The sequence below is a fragment of the Blastopirellula sp. J2-11 genome (genome assembly GCF_024584705.1).
Lineage (GTDB): Bacteria > Planctomycetota > Planctomycetia > Pirellulales > Pirellulaceae > Blastopirellula.
On record NZ_CP097384.1, the window covers coordinates 2,307,173 to 2,329,479 of the forward strand.

Annotated in this window: 21 protein-coding genes; 18 read left to right on the forward strand and 3 right to left on the reverse strand. The window is 56.6% G+C overall.

Going from position 1 to position 22,307, the window contains the following annotated elements; all coding sequences use genetic code 11:
* Nucleotides 1-59 precede the first annotated feature (59 nt).
* From M4951_RS09460 to M4951_RS09495, 8 genes are all read left to right on the forward strand, one after another.
* Nucleotides 60-1,166 carry a dihydrodipicolinate synthase family protein gene (locus tag M4951_RS09460; protein ID WP_262026239.1) on the forward strand — a complete coding sequence of 369 codons (1,107 nt, stop codon included), beginning with the start codon at nucleotides 60-62 and terminating at the stop codon, nucleotides 1,164-1,166.
* Between the two features lie 84 nt (nucleotides 1,167-1,250).
* Nucleotides 1,251-2,696, forward strand: coding sequence for a Gfo/Idh/MocA family protein (locus tag M4951_RS09465; protein ID WP_262026240.1), 1,446 nt, complete (start codon nucleotides 1,251-1,253; stop codon nucleotides 2,694-2,696).
* Between the two features lie 115 nt (nucleotides 2,697-2,811).
* Nucleotides 2,812-3,747, forward strand: coding sequence for a DUF1559 domain-containing protein (locus M4951_RS09470; RefSeq protein WP_262026241.1), 936 nt, complete (start codon nucleotides 2,812-2,814; stop codon nucleotides 3,745-3,747).
* Between the two features lie 82 nt (nucleotides 3,748-3,829).
* Nucleotides 3,830-4,261 carry a hypothetical protein gene (locus M4951_RS09475; protein ID WP_262026242.1) on the forward strand — a complete coding sequence of 144 codons (432 nt, stop codon included), beginning with the start codon at nucleotides 3,830-3,832 and terminating at the stop codon, nucleotides 4,259-4,261.
* A 116-nt stretch (nucleotides 4,262-4,377) separates the two neighbouring features.
* On the forward strand, nucleotides 4,378-5,319 hold the full coding sequence (locus M4951_RS09480) for a DUF1559 domain-containing protein (protein ID WP_262026243.1): 942 nt from the start codon (nucleotides 4,378-4,380) through the stop codon (nucleotides 5,317-5,319).
* A 17-nt stretch (nucleotides 5,320-5,336) separates the two neighbouring features.
* Nucleotides 5,337-5,771: a carboxypeptidase-like regulatory domain-containing protein gene (locus tag M4951_RS09485; RefSeq protein ID WP_262026244.1), complete on the forward strand. Its 435-nt coding sequence runs from the start codon at nucleotides 5,337-5,339 to the stop codon at nucleotides 5,769-5,771.
* Nucleotides 5,772-6,065: 294 nt separating this feature from the next.
* A complete protein-coding gene (locus tag M4951_RS09490; RefSeq protein ID WP_262026245.1) occupies nucleotides 6,066-6,311 on the forward strand; it encodes a hypothetical protein in 246 nt (81 codons plus the stop codon).
* A gap of 11 nt (nucleotides 6,312-6,322) precedes the next feature.
* Entirely contained in the window at nucleotides 6,323-6,781 is a 459-nt protein-coding gene (locus M4951_RS09495; RefSeq protein ID WP_262026246.1) for a type II toxin-antitoxin system VapC family toxin, read from the forward strand.
* Nucleotides 6,782-6,980: 199 nt separating this feature from the next.
* Here the strand turns inward: M4951_RS09495 and M4951_RS09500 are convergent, their stop codons facing one another.
* Nucleotides 6,981-8,738: a SulP family inorganic anion transporter gene (locus M4951_RS09500; RefSeq protein ID WP_262026247.1), complete on the reverse strand. Its 1,758-nt coding sequence runs from the start codon at nucleotides 8,736-8,738 to the stop codon at nucleotides 6,981-6,983.
* A gap of 530 nt (nucleotides 8,739-9,268) precedes the next feature.
* On the opposite strand from M4951_RS09500, the gene rpmB reads away from it, so the two are divergent.
* The 9 genes from rpmB (at nucleotide 9,269) to M4951_RS09545 (ending at nucleotide 18,210) form a co-directional block, all read left to right on the forward strand.
* On the forward strand, nucleotides 9,269-9,547 hold the full coding sequence (gene rpmB, locus M4951_RS09505; RefSeq protein ID WP_002652394.1) for a 50S ribosomal protein L28: 279 nt from the start codon (nucleotides 9,269-9,271) through the stop codon (nucleotides 9,545-9,547).
* Between the two features lie 41 nt (nucleotides 9,548-9,588).
* Nucleotides 9,589-9,879 carry an Asp-tRNA(Asn)/Glu-tRNA(Gln) amidotransferase subunit GatC gene (gene gatC, locus M4951_RS09510; RefSeq protein ID WP_262026248.1) on the forward strand — a complete coding sequence of 97 codons (291 nt, stop codon included), beginning with the start codon at nucleotides 9,589-9,591 and terminating at the stop codon, nucleotides 9,877-9,879.
* A 103-nt stretch (nucleotides 9,880-9,982) separates the two neighbouring features.
* Nucleotides 9,983-11,524 carry an Asp-tRNA(Asn)/Glu-tRNA(Gln) amidotransferase subunit GatA gene (gene gatA, locus M4951_RS09515; RefSeq protein WP_262026249.1) on the forward strand — a complete coding sequence of 514 codons (1,542 nt, stop codon included), beginning with the start codon at nucleotides 9,983-9,985 and terminating at the stop codon, nucleotides 11,522-11,524.
* Nucleotides 11,521-12,993, forward strand: a complete 1,473-nt coding sequence (gene gatB / locus M4951_RS09520) for an Asp-tRNA(Asn)/Glu-tRNA(Gln) amidotransferase subunit GatB (RefSeq protein WP_262026250.1) — start codon at nucleotides 11,521-11,523, stop codon at nucleotides 12,991-12,993. Before gatA ends, gatB begins: the two co-directional genes overlap by 4 nt.
* 9 nt (nucleotides 12,994-13,002) lie before the next feature.
* Nucleotides 13,003-13,791, forward strand: a complete 789-nt coding sequence (locus tag M4951_RS09525) for an S-adenosyl-l-methionine hydroxide adenosyltransferase family protein (RefSeq protein ID WP_262026251.1) — start codon at nucleotides 13,003-13,005, stop codon at nucleotides 13,789-13,791.
* Nucleotides 13,792-13,906: 115 nt separating this feature from the next.
* On the forward strand, nucleotides 13,907-14,194 hold the full coding sequence (locus tag M4951_RS09530) for an SAM-dependent chlorinase/fluorinase (protein WP_262026252.1): 288 nt from the start codon (nucleotides 13,907-13,909) through the stop codon (nucleotides 14,192-14,194).
* Between the two features lie 113 nt (nucleotides 14,195-14,307).
* The gene (gene bioA / locus M4951_RS09535; RefSeq protein ID WP_262026253.1) at nucleotides 14,308-15,669 is read left to right on the forward strand and encodes an adenosylmethionine--8-amino-7-oxononanoate transaminase; all 1,362 of its coding nucleotides are present in this window, start codon (nucleotides 14,308-14,310) and stop codon (nucleotides 15,667-15,669) included.
* Nucleotides 15,670-15,875: 206 nt separating this feature from the next.
* Nucleotides 15,876-17,030 (forward strand): aminofutalosine synthase MqnE, encoded by a 1,155-nt coding sequence (gene mqnE, locus M4951_RS09540; RefSeq protein ID WP_262026254.1) that lies wholly within the window; start codon nucleotides 15,876-15,878, stop codon nucleotides 17,028-17,030.
* Between the two features lie 352 nt (nucleotides 17,031-17,382).
* Complete coding sequence (locus M4951_RS09545; protein ID WP_262026255.1) at nucleotides 17,383-18,210, forward strand: alpha/beta hydrolase; 828 nt, start codon at nucleotides 17,383-17,385, stop codon at nucleotides 18,208-18,210.
* Here the strand turns inward: M4951_RS09545 and M4951_RS09550 are convergent.
* Nucleotides 18,207-18,473, reverse strand: a complete 267-nt coding sequence (locus tag M4951_RS09550; RefSeq protein ID WP_262026256.1) for a hypothetical protein — start codon at nucleotides 18,471-18,473, stop codon at nucleotides 18,207-18,209. The genes M4951_RS09545 and M4951_RS09550 overlap by 4 nt on opposite strands.
* Before the next feature lie 89 nt (nucleotides 18,474-18,562).
* On the reverse strand, nucleotides 18,563-20,698 hold the full coding sequence (gene recG, locus M4951_RS09555; RefSeq protein ID WP_262026257.1) for an ATP-dependent DNA helicase RecG: 2,136 nt from the start codon (nucleotides 20,696-20,698) through the stop codon (nucleotides 18,563-18,565).
* A 560-nt stretch (nucleotides 20,699-21,258) separates the two neighbouring features.
* Between recG and M4951_RS09560 the strand changes: the two genes are divergently transcribed.
* Nucleotides 21,259-22,275: a DUF1559 domain-containing protein gene (locus tag M4951_RS09560; RefSeq protein ID WP_262026258.1), complete on the forward strand. Its 1,017-nt coding sequence runs from the start codon at nucleotides 21,259-21,261 to the stop codon at nucleotides 22,273-22,275.
* Nucleotides 22,276-22,307 lie beyond the last annotated feature (32 nt).

Here is a 22,307-nt window from a genome sequence, read left to right on the forward strand (position 1 = left end):
TGCCAGGCTTACTGTAATATGCAATATGCAAAATAATGTTCGATCGATTGAGGAGCCCCATGGCGAGTAAGAAATCCATCACCCGTAGAGCCGTATTGAAAGCCGCCGCGGCTGGCGTGTCGGGCGTCGTTGCCGGATCGGTCCTGTCAGGGGACGTCCATGGGGCAGATGCGAATTCGAGTGCAACTGCCGCAGATCCCAAGATCCGTGGCCCGTTTCCGATTTTGTCGACACCATTCACCGAAGATGGGCAGGTCGATTACGACGTCTTAGCGAAAGAAGCCAAGTTCGTCGCTTGGGCGGGGACGCCCGGCATGATTTGGCCCCAGTCTGGCGACAGCATCGATCTATTGACCACCGACGAAAAACGAAAAGGGATGGAGGTCCTCGCCGAGGCGACACGCGGGCTATCGACGGCCCTTTGTCTAGGCGTTCAGGGGAACGATACGGAAGAGATGCTGGAGTTTGCCGAGCATGCCGAAAAATTGGCGCCGGCGGCGATTATCTCGCGTCCGCCTGACTCGGGGAAGACGGAAGAAGATCTTCGCCAATATTGGCGCGCTTTGGCCGCGGTAGCGACTCGTCCGGTGATCCTGCAAACGACCGGCGGCGTCGCTTACAAAGGGCCGCTCCCTTCGCCGAAGCTGATGATCGAATTGGCGGAAGAGTTCCCGCACTTTGGATACATAAAAGAGGAAGCCGGCGACGTGCTAGGCCGGATGAAAACTTCGCTTGCAGCGCGGCCGCCGGTACGCCGCGTCTTCAGTGCACGCGGAGGAACGCATTGGGTCGAAGAATCACGACTCGGCTCCGAAGGGGTGATCACCGAACGTGCGGCGTATGCCGACGTGCTAACCCGCATCTGGGAATTACAGCAAAGCGGCGAAGATCCAGAAACGCTGAAAGACGTCTTCGGCAAGTTCCTGGCCATGGTCAAAGTGAAACCGGGCGGCCTGCGCGACGCCAACTTGTACATTTGGAAAAAACGGGGCGTCTTCAAGAACTTGGTTTCTCGCAATTATGGACCCGGCCGCTCCACTCCCACTTCGCCGATTGTTTCTGAATTCAAAATGAATGAAGAGAAGATTGCCGAAGTCGAGAAACGATTTGAGGCGCTGAACCCGTACCTGATTGAGGTAACGCCTGATTTATCTAAGCCGTCTTAGAGCCCTCGGGAGAGATCGGCTTTACTAGCGAACTCCACGTATTTTCCGTGGGAAACAAGAAGCGACCGCAATAGAAAATTCACCATGTATCGACCTAATCGCCGAAAAGCACTGCAGCACATCGCGGCCAGCACCATCGCCGCTTCGTTCACGATCTCCGGCACGAAGTCGTCGGGCCAAGTCATTGGCGCTAACGAGCGCGTGCGCGTCGCGATCGCCGGCATCAACGGCCGTGGGCAGGTCCACATGGGTGTCTTTGGCGGAATGAAGAATGTGGAGATCGCCTATCTGGTCGATCCCGATAGCCGGCTCTTCAAGCCGCGAAGCGCCACAGTCGAGCAACAGACGGGAAAAAAGCCGACATGCGTACAAGATGTCCGCAAAGCGTTGGAAGACCCGTCGTTAGACGTCGTCTCAATTGTCACCCCCAATCATTGGCACGCTTTGATGACGATCTGGGCTTGCCAGGCAGGCAAAGACGTCTATGTCGAAAAGCCCTGCAGTCACAATGTGGTCGAAGGCCGGCGGATGGTCGAAGCGGCTCAGAAATATGACCGCATCGTCCAGCATGGCACGCAGTGGCGCTCCGATCCCAAGTGGCGCGCCTACACGGCCGACATTCGCGGCGGCAAGTATGGCAAACTGCAGACCGCCAATATTGAAATTTTCCGGCCTCGCAAGAGTATCGGGACCACGACTCCGGTGAAACCGCCGCGCGAACTCGACTACGATCTTTGGGTAGGACCAGCTCCGTTGCATCCGTACCGGACGAATCTCGTTCACTATCAATGGCACTGGATCTGGGACTACGGCAACGGCGAAGTCGGCAATCTCGGTTCGCACGAATTTGAGATGGCCCGCTGGGCGATGCCGGAAGACGCGACGCCGCAAAGCGTCGTCAGTATGGGCGGTCGCTACGGTTATAAAGACCAAGGCCAAACCCCCAACACGCAATTGACGGCCTACGATTTCGGCGAAACAAAATTGATTTGCCAACAACGGGGTCTCGACTACGACAGTCCGATCAGGATGGCGATCGAATTCTATACCGACCAAGGCGTGATTCGCGGCGGCAAGTTCTTTCCCCAGGGGAAGCAAGCCGGCGAAGTGATTGCCGATGCGCCTGCGGATGGGTTGCCCGAGAATTACGCTCGCGCGCATTTTCAGAATTTCATTGATTGTGTGCGCAGCCGAAAAAGTGAGAACCTCAACAGCGACGTCTTGGATGGTCACCAGACGGCGGTGTTGGCGCACTTGGGCAACATCTCGTATCGCCTGGGCGAAGAGGTTCCCTTCGGCAAGCAACCTACCGAATTGATTGACAATCCGTTGGCCGACGAATCTTTTGACAGCATGAAGCGGCACTTGGTCAACGTCGCCGGAGTCGATTTGTCGAGCGCCTCCTATCGACTTGGTCCTACGCTTCACTTTGACGGACAGGCCGAAGAGTTTGTGGGGAGCCCCGCGGCGAATCAACTGTTGAGTGGAACCTATCGAGCCGGTTTCAAATTGCCTTCAACCGCCAGCTGACGCCTGATTGCGTTGCCGGCGGAATCCATATCCATTTTTTGCACGATAAATACACGTTTTATGTATTTCTTTTCCATCTTCATTTCATCTTTCTAATCTAAATACGGAGACCGTGATGCTCAAAGACCCATTACGACATAGACATGGCTTTACGCTGGTCGAGCTACTGGTGGTGATCGCTATTATCGGCGTGTTGATTGCGCTCCTCTTGCCGGCGGTTCAGCAAGCCCGAGAGGCGGCGCGTCGGATGCAATGTACGAATCAGCTCAAGCAGACCACGCTCGCACTGCACAACTACGCAGATACCCACCGAAAATTTCCGTCCGCGGCCTACGGCGCGGCGACTAGCACAGGCATCAGTCTGTGGACGCGACTTGCCCCGTTTTTGGAGCAGACCGCCTTTTACGACGCGTATCGTCAGAATGAAAACTGGAATTCGACAGACAATTTAGCGCTGCTGTTGCAGGCGCCGATGGAGGGCATTCGCTGTCCTAGCGGTTCGGTCGCCACGTACTCAGGTGCCGTCGCGAGTCGAAAGCCCTATTACACGCCGCATTACTACGGAATTCTCGGCCCCATCGGCGAGAATTTGGCGAATCCAGGGGTCGATTATAAGTATCGCGATGAGGTCCCAGGCGAAATCGCCACGCAAGGGCTGTTCACGCTCGCGATGAATGATGCGAACAATCCCATTGGATTTTCTGGAATTACCGATGGAACTTCCAGCACGCTCGCCTTTGGCGAGATCTGCTGGAACGACTATACGGCGTATCGTGAATACACGCTGGGGATGGTCGACTACGGCGGCACGACCGGCATGGGGGCGTTTACCTACAAGAGCGTCAAGTGGCCGATCAACATCGGTTTTCAAAGCACCAGCGACGTCTATTCAGGATTCAACAACGTCGGTGCATTTGGGAGCCATCATCCTGGCGGCGCTAATTTTGCCGTTGCGGATGGAAGCGTTCGGTTTTTGCCCGAGACAATAGATATGAGTATTTACTTAGGTCTAGCGAGCCGCAATGGCCAAGAAGTGGTCGCACTTCCTTAGTTTGCCGCAATGTTCTGCGAAACATGCCGGGCGTACCTGCATGTTTACTTACGTGAAAGCAAACTAGTATTGAGGCGCCACGATGTCGATATTTCAGGATTCCCCTTCTCTTCTGAGAGGAGCATTCGTTTGTGCTGTTTTGACGACGGCGGTCATGGGATTGGGGTGCGGTCGAGAGGCCTCTTCGCTGAATCGCGTTACTGGTCGAGTTACCTTTAAGGGGGATCCGGTGCCGGTTGGAGTGATCCAATTTACGCCGGATACTTCCGCCGGAAATTCAGGAGCGGCCGGTTTTGCGGAGATACGTGACGGCGTGTATGACACGACTGCCAGCGGGCGTGGAGTAATAGCGGGGGCGATGATCGTCACGATCGACGCCTATTCCATGAAGAACGTAAACCCTGACTTCTTGCCGAATGGCGAACCGCTGATCGTCGGATACAAGGAAAGGGTAAATGTCGGGACGGATTTAGAAACGGAGCTAAATTTTGTAATCGATCCGAAGAGGCGCTAGCCGCCTTGGGATGGTCCACGTTCTCCGTCGGCTCAGGTTCGTATCCTTCCGCTTTGTGAATTACGCATTTTTTTTCTCATCAACGCTGCAGTCATCTATTCACTGAGGAGTCGAGCATGGCGAAACGCCGCATAATTTCCGCCGGCTTTACGCTGGTGGAATTGCTAGTGGTAATTGCAATCATCGGGGTTCTTATCGCATTGCTCTTACCGGCGGTTCAGCAGGCCAGAGAGGCGGCAAGACGGATGCAATGTTCCAACAACTTCAAACAGGCCGCTCTGGCGGTCCACATGTACCACGACACCTTTTCGCAGTTCCCGCCGGGGTATGACAGGTTTGAATGGACATGGACGGCGCGTCTGCTCCCTTACCTAGAGCAGTCTGCAGGCGCCGACGTCATTCAATGGGACAAGAACGCGGCCGGTTCTCCTTTGGCGAGCTACATTCCTCTGCTGACTGCTCAGTATTCGGCCTTGCAGTGTCCTTCCGATCCGACGGTCACCGTAAGTTGGAGCGAGGGTAACGCCTGTGGAACTTGGGCGACGTCGAAAGGTTTTTCTCGTTCGTCGATTGCCGGCAATTTTGGGCAAAACGATCCGGCGCACGCCAACTCGGCTCAACTGGAACATGCGAATCATGTTCGCGGCGTATTTGCGAAAGACTACGGCAGCCCGTTGCGTCATATCAAGGACGGTACGACCAACACGTTGATGTTGGCGGAGATTATTCCCGGCGCCGTTTGTTGTCCGCGTGGAACATGGTGGAATGACGAGGGCCCCGTTTTCATGCAGGCCTATGTTCCGAACGACTCGACGCCGGATCTGCAGCGGACCAATCGCTGCGATTCGATCGGCGGCCCCGTCGCCAAGGCTCCCTGTGCGGAAGTGCTGACGGCGCAAAATATGGTGGTGAACACCGCGCGGGGTTATCATCCCGGAGGCGTCATCACCGCGAATTGTGATGGCAGCGTGCGATTCGTGCCGGACACGATTTCGCTGACGACCTGGAAGGCGATGGGCACTCCCAGCGGCAATGAAGTCTTCGAGTCGGTCCCTTAGGAAGAGTTGGAGACATCATGCTAGATTTCCAACGCACGGCAATCCCGTTCGTCGTTTTGACCTTTATCGGCATTGCACTTGCGAGCGGTTGCGGCAGCCAGAGCGATTTGCACGCCGTCGGCGGTGAAGTGACCATGGACGGAGCGCCGGCTGCGGGGGCAATCATTAGCTTCCAGGCCGTCGCCGGCAGTCTCGGCAACTCGTCGGGTGCCGTCGTTGACCAGCAGGGAAGGTATTCCATCCCCTCTGAAAAAGGCTTAAAAGCCGGCGCCTACGACGTCACCATCCAATACTGGAAAGAGACCGGCGAAACTTATACAGACCCCTGCACTGGGCAAACCACCGCGACCACGGCGCCGGTGAAGTTCGCCCAGCAAGGCAAATTGCGAGTCGACGTGAAAGCGGACGAGGAAGGGCAATTTGACTTTGCATTGACCTCTGCGAAGAAATAGACGCTGCGGCAAACCATCGAGATAGGGCGCGGCCGCGGCCAAGCGATCTCAGACTCGTTTTGGGGGTCGCCTGCAACAAGAGGACTTGTCATGCGCTTGCGAAGCGCCATGGGGCATTTCTTTCCAGCGCCGCGTCGATTGGGAGCGCAGCAGACGCCGGCTCACAAAGTCGTGGCGCACGATTTCTTGTCGTTTCTAGTATTTCTGCCGTATCTCATGCATTCGTTCCGTTGACTTTTCTTGTTATTTGTGACAATGCTTAAGGAGTTGTTGCTTCCGATAGGATTGCTGAGTATGTCGCTGAATATTCCGAGCCAATACGAGACGATTCTGCAAGATGCCGTCGCAAGTGGGGCGTTCGCTAGTCCTGAAGACGCGCTGCGGCACGCACTTGAGCTGTTGACGATCGAGCAGAAAGCATCGTCGCGGTCAGCGGACGCTCTGCATCGCGAGGATCAAGCAGATCAATTTCGCGTCTGGGCTGAGAGCCATTCTCCGGTAAGTCATTTCGTCGACGATAGTCGCGAGAGCATCTATTAAGGCTTGGCGGCGTGAGAATTCTTGTCGATACCAGCATTCTCGTTCGGGCGTCGCAACCGGGGTCGCCTCAATTTACGGCGTCTGTCGATGCGGTAACACGGATATTTAATTCGGATGTCGGCGCCTGCATTGTCCCTCAGGTGATTTACGAATACTGGGTTGTGGCGACTCGGCCCGCTGCCCAAAACGGCTTAGGACTCTCTGCTGAACAGGCGGCTCAAGAGCTAGAACGCCTCTCCGATTTTTTTGATCTACAGCGTGACGAGAGGGCGATCTTCGAGCAATGGCGACAACTAGTCAGTACGCATCAGGTGCTGGGAAAGAACGCTCATGACGCCCGACTGGTGGCGGCAATGCTACGTCATGGGATTTCGCATTTGCTGACGCTCAACCCTAGAGATTTTCAGCGCTATCCGGCAATCAATGTCATTACCCCAGATACGCTTCCAGCGGATCTGACGAGCCTCTAGTTTGCATCTTCGGATTGTTTTTGGAACAAGATGCTGCGCCATCCAGTCTCGATTTCAAATTCCGATCGCAAGCTCATGCTCTACTTCTAACCATTACGGCGGTGGCAATGTTTAACGCGCTTCGCAACCGCATGATGAGTCATCTTGTTGCTGACGCAACCCAACCAGTCTTGAATAGACTGGCCGGACCACCCAAGTCTTACGTCGCCACGTCTTCTTTCGACTTTTCGATCTTTAAGATCCGTTCGGTCGTCACGTGGTATTGCGGTTCTTCGGCGTGGTTGACCGTGACGATCGCGTGGGCTCGGTCGAGCATCTTGCGGCACTCGGGGCTCAAATGGGTCAGCACGAGATGCTTGCCGAGTTGCTCGTACTTTTCGGTTAGGCCGGTGATCGCTTCCAGCCCCGATTGGTCGTAGACTCGCGTGTAGTAGAAGTCGATCACGACATCGTCTGGATCGTTCTCGGGATCGAACAGCTTTTTGAAGCTGCTGACCGAAGCGAAGAAGAGCGGTCCATGCAACTGGTAGACTTTGCCGCCCAACTCGTTGAACTTGATGTCGGCGCCGATGTTCTTAGAGTGTTGCCAGGCGAAAACAAGCGCCGAGACGATCACGCCCAAGATCACCGCCGTCGCCAGATCGTGCATCACGGCTGTGTAGCCGGCGACGACCAGCATCACGAAATAATCGCTGATCGGCACTTTGCCGAACGTTTGGATCGACGCCCACTCGAACGTGCCGATGACGACCATGAACATCACGCCCACGAGCGCGGCCATCGGGATCATCTCGATCCAAGGCGCCAAAAACAGCACGAACGCCAGCAGACAAACCGCCGCTGTGATCCCCGATAAACGTCCGCGACCGCCCGAGTTCACGTTGATGAGCGACTGTCCGATCATCGCACAACCTCCCATGCCGCCGAACAGGCCGCAGACGACGTTGGCGATCCCCTGCCCTACGCACTCGCGATTGCCGCTTCCCTGCGTCTCGGTGATTTCGTCGACCAGCGAGAGCGTCATCAACGATTCGATCAATCCGACCGCCGCCAAAACCAACGAATAAGGCAAGATGATCCAGAGGGTCGCCAAGCTGAGCGGCGGCAACACGTATTCTAAAAAGAAGAGCCGCGGCAGGCCGCCTGAAAGGCCGGTCGTTTCTGGCGTGACGCTCGCGATCGCCGCGGCGACTTCCGGCGTTAGTTCGGTGCCGTCGGCGACGACCGCCGGTCCATGCCCGTCGGTCGGTTCTCCACCGCGAGCGGCGTCGGCCGCTTTTGATTTGGCGTTGGTCACCAGCATGTCGCCGACCGTCATCACGACATGATCTTGATTTTTCGCCGCCAGCGACGTGTCGAGCGTTTGATTGAGCACCACCGAAGCGATGGTCACCACCAACAATGCGGCCAGCGAGGACGGAATGGCCCGGGTGAACTTCGGCAGCAGCCAGATGATCGCCATGGTGACGGCGGTCAGCGCCAGCATGATCCAGAGGACCGGGCCGCGCAGGTAAGTCATGACGCCGATGTCATTGATCGTTTGAAAGCTGCCAAACTGAGCCATAAAGATCACGATCGCCAGGCCGTTCACAAAACCAAGCATGACCGAATGCGGCACCATTCGGATTAACACGCCCAAGCGCGTCAGCCCGAAAGTGATCTGCAGAATTCCGCACAAAATGACGGCGGGAAAGAGATATTCGATCCCATGCAGCGCGACCAGCGAAACGACGATCACCGCCATCGCGCCGGTTGCTCCCGAGATCATCCCCGGCCGACCACCGAAGATCGCGGTCAATAGACCCAGAAAGAAGGCCGAATAAAGCCCGATCACCGGTGAGACCCCAGCGACAAAGGCGAACGCAACCGCTTCTGGCACGAGCGCCAGTGCGACGGTCAGCCCCGAGAGGATGTCGTTTTTGAAGTTTTGTTGCTGCGATTGGAAAAAATGAAGCATCGGTATTGTTTTATGGGTTGTGGGGCAAAGGAAGGCAGAATCGAGCCAGGCAAAAAAGTCCGTCGACTTTCGGCCATCCGGATCGGATCTGGAGCACTGCCGGGAGAGGATCGAGACGCGAACCAGCTTTGCTACGGCGGAGAGAACCGTGCAGAAGTCATCCAAAGTTGGTCAGCGTGGCTGGGCGTCATAGTTGTGTCAGGCTACTTGGCTCATCGACGACTCGCAAGGTGGAAAATAAGTGCTGCGGAAAATTAATTTCCATTGATTTCGTTAATGCGGCATTAGCGGCGTATAGTCTGCCGCGATGACCCGTTTTGCGCGCATGACAGCAGAAAAGCCAGGTAAGTGGATGGCCGCAGAAAATGGGGTCAGGTCCCCATTCCGCTGCGAAATGGGGACCTGACCCCATTTTCTGTCCCCTTTTTCCTGCACGCAGATCGCGTTCGCCGGTTGCTGTCTACGCCCTAATTGCTATATTGGCGGTTTCCGCGCCAGTACAAGATCTATGTAGTCAGGATGAAACGGCTATGGCCAAGACATGTGAAATCTGCGGTAAGGGTCCGCAGGTCGGCAACCAAGTGACCCTCCGTGGTAAAGCCAAATACCTGGGTGGTGTTGGTACGAAAATCACCGGCATCACGCGCCGTAAGTTCAAGCCGAACTTACAGATCGTGAAAGCGGTGAAACCGAGCGGCGAGCACAAATCGATGCAGGTATGCACCCAGTGCATCCGCAGCGGTCGTGTGAAAAAGGTCGTTCGCCACAAACCGTTCAAGCTGCCGTCCGAAGAAAAAGCGGCGAAGTAGGTTCGGTTATTTCCCTGAAGCTCGGACGCTGGAGATTTGCGATGAGCCTTTCTCAAGACGACGTCAAAAAGGTGTCGCTATTGGCGCGGCTGCTCCTCACGGAGGAAGAGCTGACGACGATGACCGGGCAGATGAGTGATATCGTCGGCTATGTCGAGCAACTGAATGAGCTCGACACGACCGGCGTCGAGCCGATGGCCCATGCGGTCGAACAGTTTAACGTGTTCGCCGCCGATGAACGTGCGCCTTCCCTCTCTCGCGACGAGGCGCTGGCGAACGCTCCCAAACGGGACGACGAATGTTTTCGCGTCCCGGCCGTGTTGGGCGAATAGTTTCGCCCATCGTCATACGCTTGGCGACATCGCGCTGCAGCGGTATCGTGTGAGCACTGTTTCTTGACGCTCCATCACCGAACTTGCGGACTCCGGGGAACTGATGTCTTTGATCCACGCCTCCGCCGCACAACTGCTGACGCAGCTTGAGTCGGGCGAGATTACCTCGGTCGAATTGACCAAGGCCTGCCTAGCCCAGATCGACGCCGCCGACAAACAAGTTGGCGCCTTTCTGAAGGTCATGCGCGACTCCGCTTTGGAGCAAGCCGAAAGCGTCGACGCGCGGCGCAAAAAAGGAGAAAAACTGGGTCGTCTAGCCGGGGTTCCGGTCGCGATCAAAGATCTTCTGTGCACCCAAGGAGAAACGACTACCTGTGCGTCGAAGATGCTGGAGAACTTTGTTCCTCCGTATGACGCGACCGTGATCGCCAAGCTGAAAGCGGCCGACGCCGTGTTGATCGGCAAGACGAACATGGACGAGTTCGCGATGGGGGGCTCGACCGAAAATTCGGCGCTCGGCGTGACCCGTAATCCGTGGGATTTGAAGTGCGTGCCCGGCGGATCGAGCGGCGGCGCGGCCGCTTGTTTGGCCGCTTCGATGGCGCCCCTTTCGATCGGCACCGATACCGGCGGTTCGATTCGCCAGCCCGCTTCGTTCTGCGGCGTGGTCGGGTTGAAACCAACCTACGGCGTAGTCAGCCGCTTCGGTCTGATCGCGTTCGCCAGCAGTCTTGACCAGATTGGTCCGATGGCCCGCACGGCCGAAGACGCCGCGATCTTGCTAGAAGCGATCGCCGGCTATGACCCGCACGATTCGACCTCGGCCAATGTGAAAACGCCTGCCTACTCGCAGTCGGTCAAACAGCCGCTGAAGGGTTTGCGGCTGGGCGTGGTGAAAGAACATTTTGGCGAAGGGCTTGACAGCGAAGTCGAACAAGCGACCCGCGAAGCGATCCACGTTTACAAATCGCTCGGCGCGACGGTGAGCGACGTCTCGCTTCCCCACAGCAAGTACGGCATCGCCGTCTATTACATCATCGCTCCGAGTGAAGCGTCGAGTAACCTGGCTCGCTTTGATGGGGCTCACTATGGGCATCGAACCGACGAAGCGGCGATGCTTGAGCAACTCGCCCAAGAACGAGCGGCGCTCGAAGCGGCCGGTGACGAAGCCGGCCTGGCGAAACTTGATACGTCGCTCGTCCGCATGTATCGCCAAAGCCGAGCCGAGGGCTTTGGGCCGGAAGTCAAACGCCGCATCATGCTGGGGACTTACACGCTCAGCGCCGGCTACTACGACGCCTACTATTTGAAGGCGCTGAAGGTTCGTCGCTTGATTCGCCAAGACTACGACGCGGCGTTTAAGAACGTCGATCTGGTCATCGGCCCGACGGCGCCAACGCCGTCGTTCGCCGCTGGGACCAAGACCGACGATCCGTTGTCGATGTATCTGGGCGACTTGTACACTGTGACCGCCAATCTGGCGGGGATCGGCGGAATTTCGATTCCGTGCGGCTTCTCCAAGTCGGGCCTGCCGATCGGCCTGCAACTGCAAGGTCCGCCGCTGGCCGAAGAGCGTTTGCTGCAAGCGGCCCATATGTTTCAAACTGCGACCGACTGGCACGAGCGGAGACCGGAACTGTCATGAGCGAGTCGCCTTACGAGATTGTCATCGGGCTCGAAGTCCACGTCCAGCTTGCGACGCAGACCAAACTGTTCTGCCGCTGCAGCACGCAGTACGGCGCGCCGCCGAACACGCAGACCTGCCCGGTTTGCTTGGCGATGCCTGGTTCGCTGCCGGTGATGAATCGCACCGCATTTCAGTTGGGGATGAAGACCGCGTGTGCGCTCAACTTGCAGATCCCCAACTTCACGAAGTGGGATCGCAAGAATTATTACTATCCCGACTTGCCGAAGGGGTATCAGATCAGCCAGTACGACTTGCCGATGTCGCAAGACGGCTTTCTGCTGATCACCGATCCGAAGCAGCAGTTCGAGCCGCGCAAGGTTCGCATCATTCGCGCTCACTTGGAAGAAGACGCCGGCAAAAGCATGCACGATGAAGCGGCCGGCAAAGCCGATAGCCGCATCGACCTGAACCGCACCGGTACGCCGCTGCTAGAGATCGTCAGCGAGCCGGACATGCGTTCGCCGCTGGAAGCGAAAGCTTATCTGACCGAGCTGAAGTTGATCCTCGAATATCTCGGCGTTTCGGACTGCAACATGCAAGAAGGCAGCTTGCGCGTCGACGCCAACGTCAATCTGCATCTGCAAACGCCGGAAGGCAAAGTTGCGACGCCGATCGTCGAGATCAAAAACATGAACAGCTTCCGCGCCGTCGAGCGCGCGATCGCATACGAAGCGCAGCGTCAGTACGAAATCTGGCTCGAGACGAAGCAAAAAATCGGCGACGTGCCGAAACAGACCCGCGGTTGGGACGATCAGGCTCAAATCACACGCGGTCAACGGCACAAAGAAGAATCAAGCGATTATCGCTACTTCCCCGAGCCTGATCTGGCGCCGGTCACCACGACCGACGAAGAGATCGCCGCGGTAAAAGCGCAGCTCGGCGAACTGCCGCGTCAGATTCGCGATCGTCTGGAAGAGCAGTACAAGATTCCGGCCTACGACGCCGACGTGATCGTGAACCAAGGGCAGACCACGGTCAACTATTACGAGACCCTCGCCAAGCTTTCTGGCGATGGTAAGTTGGCCAGCAACTGGGTGCAGCAGGAAGTGTTGCGCGTGCTGAAAGAGCGTTCGCTTGAGATCGACGCATTTCCGATTTCGACCGAGCGATTGGCCGAACTGGTCAAAGCGGTCGCCGGCAAAGAGATTGACGGCACGCGGGCCAAGGATGTCTTCGCCGAGATGCTCGACTCGGGCAAGTCGGCGTCCGAGGTGATGAAGGAAATGGGAATCGAGAAGGTCGACGACTCGGAACTCGAAAACCTTTGTCGTGAGTTACTGGAAGCGAATCCCAAGGTGTTGGCTGACCTCAAAGAGGGAACGCACAAAGCGGTTGGCGCTTTGATCGGTCAGGCGAAAAAGAAAAATCCGAATATCGATCCCGGCACATTCCGTCAGATGTGCATCGATATGTCCGCCAAAATGTAGAAGCCTGCGATGGCCGCTTCGGGGATTATCACGCTGCTGACCGATTTCGGCGTCGACAGTCCCTACGTCGCCGAAATGAAGGGAGCGATCCTCTCGGTCTTTCGCCGCGCGACGATCATTGATCTGACCCACAGCGTCGCGCCGCAAAACATTCGCCAAGGCGCGTATCTGCTGGAGCGGACCTATCGCAGCTTTCCGCATGGTACGGTTCATGTGGGCGTGGTCGATCCCGGCGTCGGCAGTCAGCGAAAAATCATCGCGGCCGAGATCGCCGGTCAAATCTTTGTGTTACCCGACAATGGGCTGATAACGGTGGTGGCCGGCTCGCTCGCAGCTACGCAGCTTCGCGAAGTATCTAATCCCCAACTGTGGCGTGGCGCCGTCTCGGCGACCTTTCATGGGCGGGATGTGATGGGACCGGTCGGCGCCTATTTGGCCGCCGGAGGAGATTTTGCCGAAGTTGGCCCCTTGCTCGAAGCGATGACGCGTTTCGATTTGCCTGCCGTTTCGCGCAGCGGCGGAACAATTGACGGTCAGGTGCTTTACGCCGATTCACTGGGCAACCTGGTGACCAACGTCACAAGAGGCGACCTCGCGGATCAGGTGATAACATCAATCCACATCGAGGGACGCGACGTCGGTCCGCTTGCTTTGACCTATAGTGAGCGGAGCGAAGGTTCTCCGATCGCTCTGTGGGGATCAAGTGGTCAGCTCGAGATCTCCATCGTCGGCGGCAACGCAAACACTTGGATGGGGGGGGCATTTGCATGGAGGGTGACAATTGAAGTTAAGAGTTGACTGGTCTTCACTTTAGGTGTTGGCAAGACGCTTGGCGAATTAGCGCAATCTGGCTAGAATCGCCGCTGACGCTCTTCATGTGAAATCCTATCTCCCTTCATCTGAGGCCCGACCTGTGGCGGCGAAACTAGTCGGCAGCATCACCGCAATCTCGGAATCCGGCGATCTAATCAGCGATATTTCGCATGACCAGTTGGCCGATGCGCCGCGGGATGAGAAAACGACCATCACTTGTGATGAACATCGTACGCTCGGGGTCTATCCAGCCGATCACCAACAGCCCGAGATGACCTATGTCGCGGTGTTGGGGCAGAGCGGCTTTCTTGAGCTTTGCATCGTCGGCGAAAGCGCGGCGGCGTTTCTGGGGATTCGCCCCGGCGCGAAGGTCGAGATTTCTTGGTAGGTTGGATCGTTTCTTAGGCCCGAAGGGTCGTCCTAAAGTAGCCCAGGGTGGAGTCGCTGCAAGCGATGCAGCCCTGCGGACGCGTCTATAGACTTTCGAATCCAAGTTTCTCGATGAATTTAACTCACCAGCAGCTGCGCGACTGGGACCGTTCGGCCCATTGGCATTCTTTCACGCAGATGGCCGAATACGAGCCGCTGATTATTGAACGCGGCGAAGGCTGCATGTTGTACGACATCGACGGCAACGCTTACCTCGACGGCGTGAGCAGTCTGTGGTGCAACACCTTCGGCCATCGCCATCCCAAGATCGATCAGGCGATTCGCGATCAGTTAGACAAAGTGGCCCACGTCACCAATCTTGGCTGTTCCAGCGTGCCGGCGATTGAGTTGACCAAACGGATCGTCGATCTGGCGCCAGGCGAGTTGAATCACGTCTTCTACGCGTGCGACGGTTCGTCGGCGGTCGAAGTAGCGCTGAAAATGGCGTTTCAATATTGGCGGCAACGTGACGATCCCCGGCCGAACAAAACCGGCTACATCGCGTTTCATGAAGCGTACCACGGCGATACGCTGGGGGCCGTCAGTGTTGGCGGCGTCGAGATGTTTCACGACATGTTCCGCCCCCTGCTCTTCTCGGTCCATCGCTTGCCTTCGCCTGATCGTGATCATCTGCCGGATGGCGTCACTTCGGATACCGCGTGTCGCTACTATCTCGATCAGTTAGAAGCGGTGTTGAAGGAGCATCACGAGACGATCGCAGCGCTGGTGATTGAGCCGCTGGTGCAAGGTGCGGCCGGCATGTTGATGCAGCCGGCCGGCTATCTCCGCGGCCTGCGTGAGCTGACCACCAAGTACGACGTGCTGCTGATCTTTGACGAGATCGCGGTTGGCATGGGACGAACCGGCACGATGTTCGCCTGTCAGCAGGAAGAAGTGACGCCTGACTTTCTCTGTTTGGGCAAAGGCCTGACCTCTGGATATCTGCCGCTGAGCGTTACGGTGGCGACCACCGAAGTTTGGAACGCGTTTCTCGGGACCTACGCTGAGCGGAAGACCTTCTTCCATGGCCACACGTTCAGCGGTAATCCGCTGTTGTGCGCCGCGGCGCTGGCGACGCTTGATATTTTTGAAAAAGAAAAAATCCTCGATCAGTTGCCGGCGAAGATCGCGCATCTTGAAATGCGATTGGCCGAACTGATCGATCATCCGCACGTCGCTTCGGTGCGGCAATGCGGGCTGATCGCAGGAGTGGAACTAGTTGCCGATAAGGAAACCGGCGAGTCTTACCCCTGGACCGAGCGGCGTGGTTGGCAGGCGTGTCGACATGCTACCCAAAACGGCGTCTGGCTGCGTCCGTTAGGAAATGTGATTGTGATCATGCCGCCGCTGTCGATCACTTTGGACGAGATTGACCGCATTTGCGACGCCGCAAAAGCGGGGATCGACCATGCGGTCGCCCCTTGCGGGGAGTGACGGTTCGTTAGAACATAAAGGATTGGTTGCATTCGCTGCGGCAGTGCGGTTCTAACAATAGCTGATGCGGGGACAGAAATTGGGACAGGCCAGAAAATGGGGTCAGGTCCCAATTTAGCTGCTAAATTGGGACCTGACCCCATTTTCTGGCCCCCATTTATTGATCAATTATTGATTCTGGATTTGAAGTAGGAAGCTGGACTCCCATGACTGCACCTGGCCGAATTTCGCTCGATACGATTGCCAAAAAGGTCGAAAACGGTGATCGGCTCACGTTGGACGAAGGGGTTTACCTTTATCAAGAAGACGTGCCGCTGAATGATGTCGCCGCGCTGGCTAATATGGTTCGCGAGCGGAAGAACGGCAATTTCGCTTACTACAACATCAACACGCATCTGAACGCGACCAACATCTGCGTTTATCGATGCAATTTCTGCGCGTTTCGGGCCGACCTGCGCGACCCCCGCGGTTATGCGATGAGCGACGAGCAAATTGTCGCTCGCGGTCAGGAAGCGGTCGACAACGGCTGCACCGAGATGCACATTGTCGGCGGTTTGCATCATCAGAAAAAGTACGAGTGGTACGTCAACGTGCTTCGCGTGCTGCACGACGCTTTTCCGAAGTTGCATCTGAAGGGTTGGACGGCGGTCGAGATCAACTGGTTTGAGTTCCTGACCAAGAAGTCCGTTGAAGAAGTGTTGACCGATTTGCTCGATGCGGGCCTCGGCAGCATGCCCGGCGGCGGCGCCGAAATCTTCCATCGTGAAGTTCGCGATCAAATCTGCGAACACAAAGCGAATTCGAACAAATGGTTCGAGGTTCACAGCACCGCGCACAAGATGGGCATACGCACCAACGCGACCATGCTGTACGGTCATATCGAAAACGCGTTTCACCGGATCGACCATCTGATTCGCTTGCGTGAGTTGCAAGATCAGACCGGCGGATTCCAGACTTTCATTCCGTTGGCGTTCCATCCTGACAATACCGAACTGGCCGCACTCCGTAATCTGAAAAAGCCGTCGGTGGTGATGGATCTGCGGACGATGGCGATCTCGCGTCTGATGCTCGATAATTTCGACCACATCAAGGCCTACTGGATCATGCTCGGCATTGAGACCGCCCAGACCGCACTGGCCTACGGCGCCGATGATCTCGACGGCACGGTTCGGCACGAGCTGATCTATCACGATGCCGGCGCGACGACGCCTGAGGTGTTGTCGGTCGACGACATTCGTCGCCTGATCGTCGAAACGGGGCGCGAGCCGATCGAACGAGACACGCTCTATCGTCGCGTAGAGCGAGACGCCGCGAATCCATCAGCTTGGACGGTGGGCGAACAAGTCGCGGTCGGCGGCTAGACGCCCTCAAGAAATCGTATCGCGGCGCAGACTTGAACGCCGCGTCTCGGCAGTCGACAATGGGACTATCCCCTGTCGTCCGATTCTTCGTCGCCCGAAACGCAAGTTTTGAACGGTGCGATTTCTCGAACCGATTGGACACTAGCCCGCTGCGCCAGCGAGGGAAAACGGCTCGCCACTTCAATCCGTGTTAGCATCGCCAACCGAATTTCCTCGCTGGCGCTGCGGGCTAGTGTGACGATTTTCGGATTGATTCCGACCATGGTTTTGTCTTCTCTTTCGTCAAGTAACGCAACTTTAAAGCTTGCGCTACGGGCTACGAAGTAAAAACTCCTGCCGAAAGATTGATCTTATGCGATTCTGTTACGCCGCTTCCCTTGCGCTGGCTCTATTGTTTTCATCCGCTTGGCAAACGTCCGCCGTCGCGGCCAAGTACCAGACCGAAAGCGATGTTCCGTATCGCGAGGGAGACTCGCTCACCGACTACGAGCAAGAACGTTGTAAGCTTGACGTTTATTACCCGGCCGATACGAAGAACTTTACGACGGTCGTCTGGTTTCATGGCGGCGGATTGACCGGAGGACGCAAGTCAGTTCCCAAAGGTCTGCAGAGCAAAGGCTTCGCCGTGGTGACGGTCAATTATCGACTAAGCCCCAAAGTGAAAGCGCCCGCCTACATCGAAGACGCGGCGGCGGCGATCGCGTGGACATTTAAGAACATCCAGCGTTTCGGCGGCGATCCGAACAAGATCTTTGTGAGCGGATCGTCGGCTGGCGGATATCTCACCAGCATCGTCGGGCTCGATAAACGTTGGTTGGCCGCGCATGAGATTGACGCCAACAAGATCGCCGGGCTTGCTCCCCTCAGCGGGCACGCGTTCACCCACTTTACGATTCGCAGTGAACGAGGCTTGGGTTACAACCAAGCGATCATCGATGATCTTGCTCCGGCGTATCATGCGCGCCAAGACGCACCGCCGATGATTCTGGTTACCGGCGATCGCGAGCTTGACATGCTAGGACGCTACGAAGAGAACGCCTATCTCTGGCGCATGTTGAAAGGCTTGGGAAACAAACAGGTCGAACTGTACGAAATGGGTGGGTTCGATCACGGCGGCACAGTCGATCCAGGCTGCCAACTCGTAGTCAAATTCGTGCAGAAGTACTCGGCCGCCGACTAAAATTTTAGATAGAGTAAGTAGCCAAGATAGGCCGAAGCTGCGATGACGATTGATCCGAACAGACGCGGTCGTTGCAGTACGAATCGATCAATATCGACGCGTTGATCCAATACCGCCCACCAGCGATCGGTATCTACCCAACTGCCGCCGATACCTGCAAGACGTTGAAAACAAGTGGGGCATACTACCGCAACGATTCCGGCGACGGCGGAAAGCCCAATCAGCGAAACCAGCAGCGAGAAAGTGGGCAGCGAAAGGTCCATGGTCGGTTGGCTCCAAAATGACCAGAAGGCAGGCTACTTGTGGAAACCTACCTTGAAAACCTTCAGTGGGCAAAATCGGGGGGGGAGAATTACGCGATATCGCCGATTTCTAACGATTTTCCGTAGCGAATGAAGACCATACGCCGCAGTTTTTCCCATTTGGCGTCGGCCAGCGCCGGATCGGCGGCGATAATCGACCGCGCGTCGGCTCTCGCTTTTTCGAGCAGCTCGCCGTCGCGCTGAAGATCGGCGATCCGCAGCGGCGGCATCCCATGTTGTTTGAAACCGAACAGGTCGCCGGGACCGCGGAGACGAAAGTCGAGTTCCGCCAGTTCAAAGCCATCGTTCGATTTGGCGAGCGCTTCCAGGCGTTCGCGAGAATGATCCGTCTTGGGATCGGCGAAGATGCACAGGAAGCCAGCGTGACTGCCGCGACTGATTCGACCACGCAGTTGATGCAACTGGGCCAACCCAAAACGTTCGCCCCCTTCGATCGTCATGACGACGGCGTTAGGAACGTCGACGCCCACTTCGATGACCGAAGTGGAGACGAGCGTTTGAATCTCACCATCGCGAAACTTACGCATTGTTTCTTCTTTGTCTTCGGCGCTCATGCGGCCATGCAAAAGGCCGAGCCGGAATTCTTCGAGCTCGCCGTTGGACAAGGTTTCCAGCAATTGCTCGGCGCTGGCGCTGTCGGCCGAGGACGATTCGTCGACCAAGGGCGCGACGACGTATCCCTGCCGCCCCTCACGCAGTTTCTTGCGAAAGAACTTCCACCATTTTTCTCGCTCTTCCTCGGTTCCGATGTAGGTATGAACCGGTTGTCGGCCAGGCGGAGCTTCCCGAATCGAAGAGACGTCGAGATCGCCAAACAGCGACATCGCGATCGTGCGCGGAATCGGCGTTGCGGTCATCACCAGATAATGCGGATCGAGACCAGCGCCGCGCAACAGCCCGCGTTGTTTGACGCCAAACTTGTGCTGCTCGTCGATGACGACCAGTCCTAGTTTCTGGAATTCGATTTCGCTGGCGATGATCGCTTGGGTGCCGACCAACAGTTGCACGTCGCCGGCGGCGAGTTGGGCCAGCAGTTCGCGTCGTTGTTTTTCGGTCAGCGTGCCGGTCAACAGACCAACGTTCACTTGGGCTTTGGCCAGCAGTTTGCCTAGGGTACGGACATGCTGCCGGGCCAAGACTTCGGTCGGCGCCATCAGCGCCGCTTGAGCGCCAGCGGCGACCGCGGCCAGCATCGCATAGAGGGCGACAATCGTCTTGCCTGAGCCGACGTCGCCCTGCAGCAGGCGATTCATCGGCACGTCGAGCGCCAGGTCTTTCGCGACTTCGGCGACCGCCTGGTTTTGCGCTTCGGTCAGCTCAAACGGGATCAGACGGCGAATCCGTTCGTCGATGCGGCCATCGATTGGGATCGACATCGAATGCCGGCTCGACGTCAATTGATATCGCCGCACCGCGAGCGCCAGTTGCAAGACGAGCAGCTCTTGATAGATAAACCGCCGCTGCGCCGCGGCTCGGGCCTCGTGATCGTCGGGAGCATGGATCTGCATGATCGCATCATGCACCGGCATCAGACCATGTTCATCGAGAAACGATTGCGGCAGCACTTCCTCGATCTCTTTCCGATAATCTTCGACCGCATGATGGACCAGTCGCCGCATCGCTCCTTGGCGAATTCCTTCGGTCAACGAGTAGACGGGGAGAATTTTACCGCCGATTTCTTCCTGCTCATCTTCCAGCACTTCAGCGATCGGATGGGCCATTTCCCAGCGGAGCCCATTGATGGTCGGTTTGCCTGACAGCAACACGCGGCGACCTTCACTGAAACGGCGTCGCAAAAATGGCTGATTGAACCAGATCGCGCGTAGGTATTGGTCATCGCTGCGAATCAAAACGCCCAGCACCGATCGTCCCGGGGCGGTGTTGCGCAGTGAGATCTCTTCGACCGTGCCGATCACGCTGGCCAGTTCGTCTTCGACCAGTTGCGCGATTGGAATGACATCGCGGACATCTTGATAGTCACGCGGGAAGAAAAAGAGGAGATCAAGCGCCGTAAAAATGTTGAGCTTCGCCAGTTTCTCGGCGCGCTGCGGTCCGACTCCCTTCAGAAACTGCACGGGAGTGCGAAGGCGTTCGAGCGATGGATTGGCGCTGGGGGACGACATGCTCGCCATTTTAGCGAGAGATTCGTGGGATGCGACGGGCATTGGACGTTGACGCTTCGTAGCCAGCTGAGCGGCGATTGGATCGCTGACAGATCCCCACATCGAGCACCGCATTGAGAGGCTCGTTCAACTAGCCGAACCGATCGCAGGGCTCACTCGTTCGGTTTTGATAGCCAAGGATCACATGATCGTCTGGACTAGGAAGACGGGACGTTTCTGGGAGTTCGTCTGGTGCTTTGGGTGGGGGACTTCCCCATTCGACCGATGTCGCTTGACAGGACTCTCGCTGGCAGGCATTGCGTAGGAATCGGGCAGTATCTCAATTGTTTATTGAGCAGTGATGGATGTTTGGCCTGGATCCACTCACAAAATTAGGTGGACGAAATTTTGTTTTTAGTTACAATATGCATTGATATCACGAGTCATCATGCCTTGGGCTAGTCTTAGTGGTAGCCATCGCCTTGTTGTCGCTTGGCGAAGCTATCCTGGATCACTAGAAAGTGATGAAGTGACAGTTCAAATCTGCTGATTGGCATGCAATTTGTCTTTAGTTCACTGCTGCCGAGTTATCCTCCACTTTTCATATCAATACGGAGTCTCTTATGCGTCGCACGAAATCCTTGCCAGGTTTCACGCTTGTCGAACTGCTGGTGGTGATCGCCATCATCGGCGTCTTGATCGCACTGTTGCTTCCGGCGGTGCAAATGGCCCGCGAAGCGGCTCGCCGGATGTCTTGCACTAACAACCAGAAGCAACTGGGGTTGGCATTGCACAACTACCATGACACCTATCTGGCGTTTCCGCGGTACAACCAAAAAGGAGGGGCATCGGACGCATCGGACGGCTTTTCTTGCGGCCCTCATGTGAAGTTGTTGCCGTTCATCGAGCAGGCTGCCGTGTACGAACAAATCAAGACGGCGACGGACAATTTCTACGAGAACGTGACCGACTCGGAGGGCTTGGTTCAGAACAATCGGATATCGGGGTTTGTTTGTCCGTCTGACGGCGTCTTTCCCGACCCGACTCGAGAAGGTAACTGCAACTATCCGCTTTCAGCGGGATCGAATATCGGCTGGAACATCGCGGAATCGAAGCAGACCGGCGTTTTCAATTTTCGCAGTGAGAATAACTTTGCTGCGATCACGGATGGTACGACCAACACGATCATGGTTGGCGAACATACCGTCGGGGATGCGGATGATACCTTTTACCGACTCTCTTCCGACGTGGTGCGGGGGCTTTCGTGGAGTGCCGACGAATCGACATCGCTAGGGACAATCACGCAAACCATACTCGACACGGCAGGCGCCGCCTGCGAAAGCAACAAAGCGAACCATAGCAGTTACTCGGCTTTGCGGTGGACGCGAGGCACCTTTGAGTATGCAATGTTCAACACGATGGCGCCGCCGAACTGGAGATATCCCAGCTGTATGACCTCCAGCAGCACCGGAAACCACGGAAGCTCAAGCGGAATTTATGTGGCTCGCAGTCGTCACCCCGGCGGCGTGAACTTTACGCTGGCGGACGGATCGGTTCGCTTTCTGACCGATACGATTAATCTGCAGACGTACCACGCATTGGGAAGCCGCAACGGAGGGGAAGTGGCGCAACTGCCTTAGCGCTAGTTGCTGCTGATTCAACTCTTGTTCTA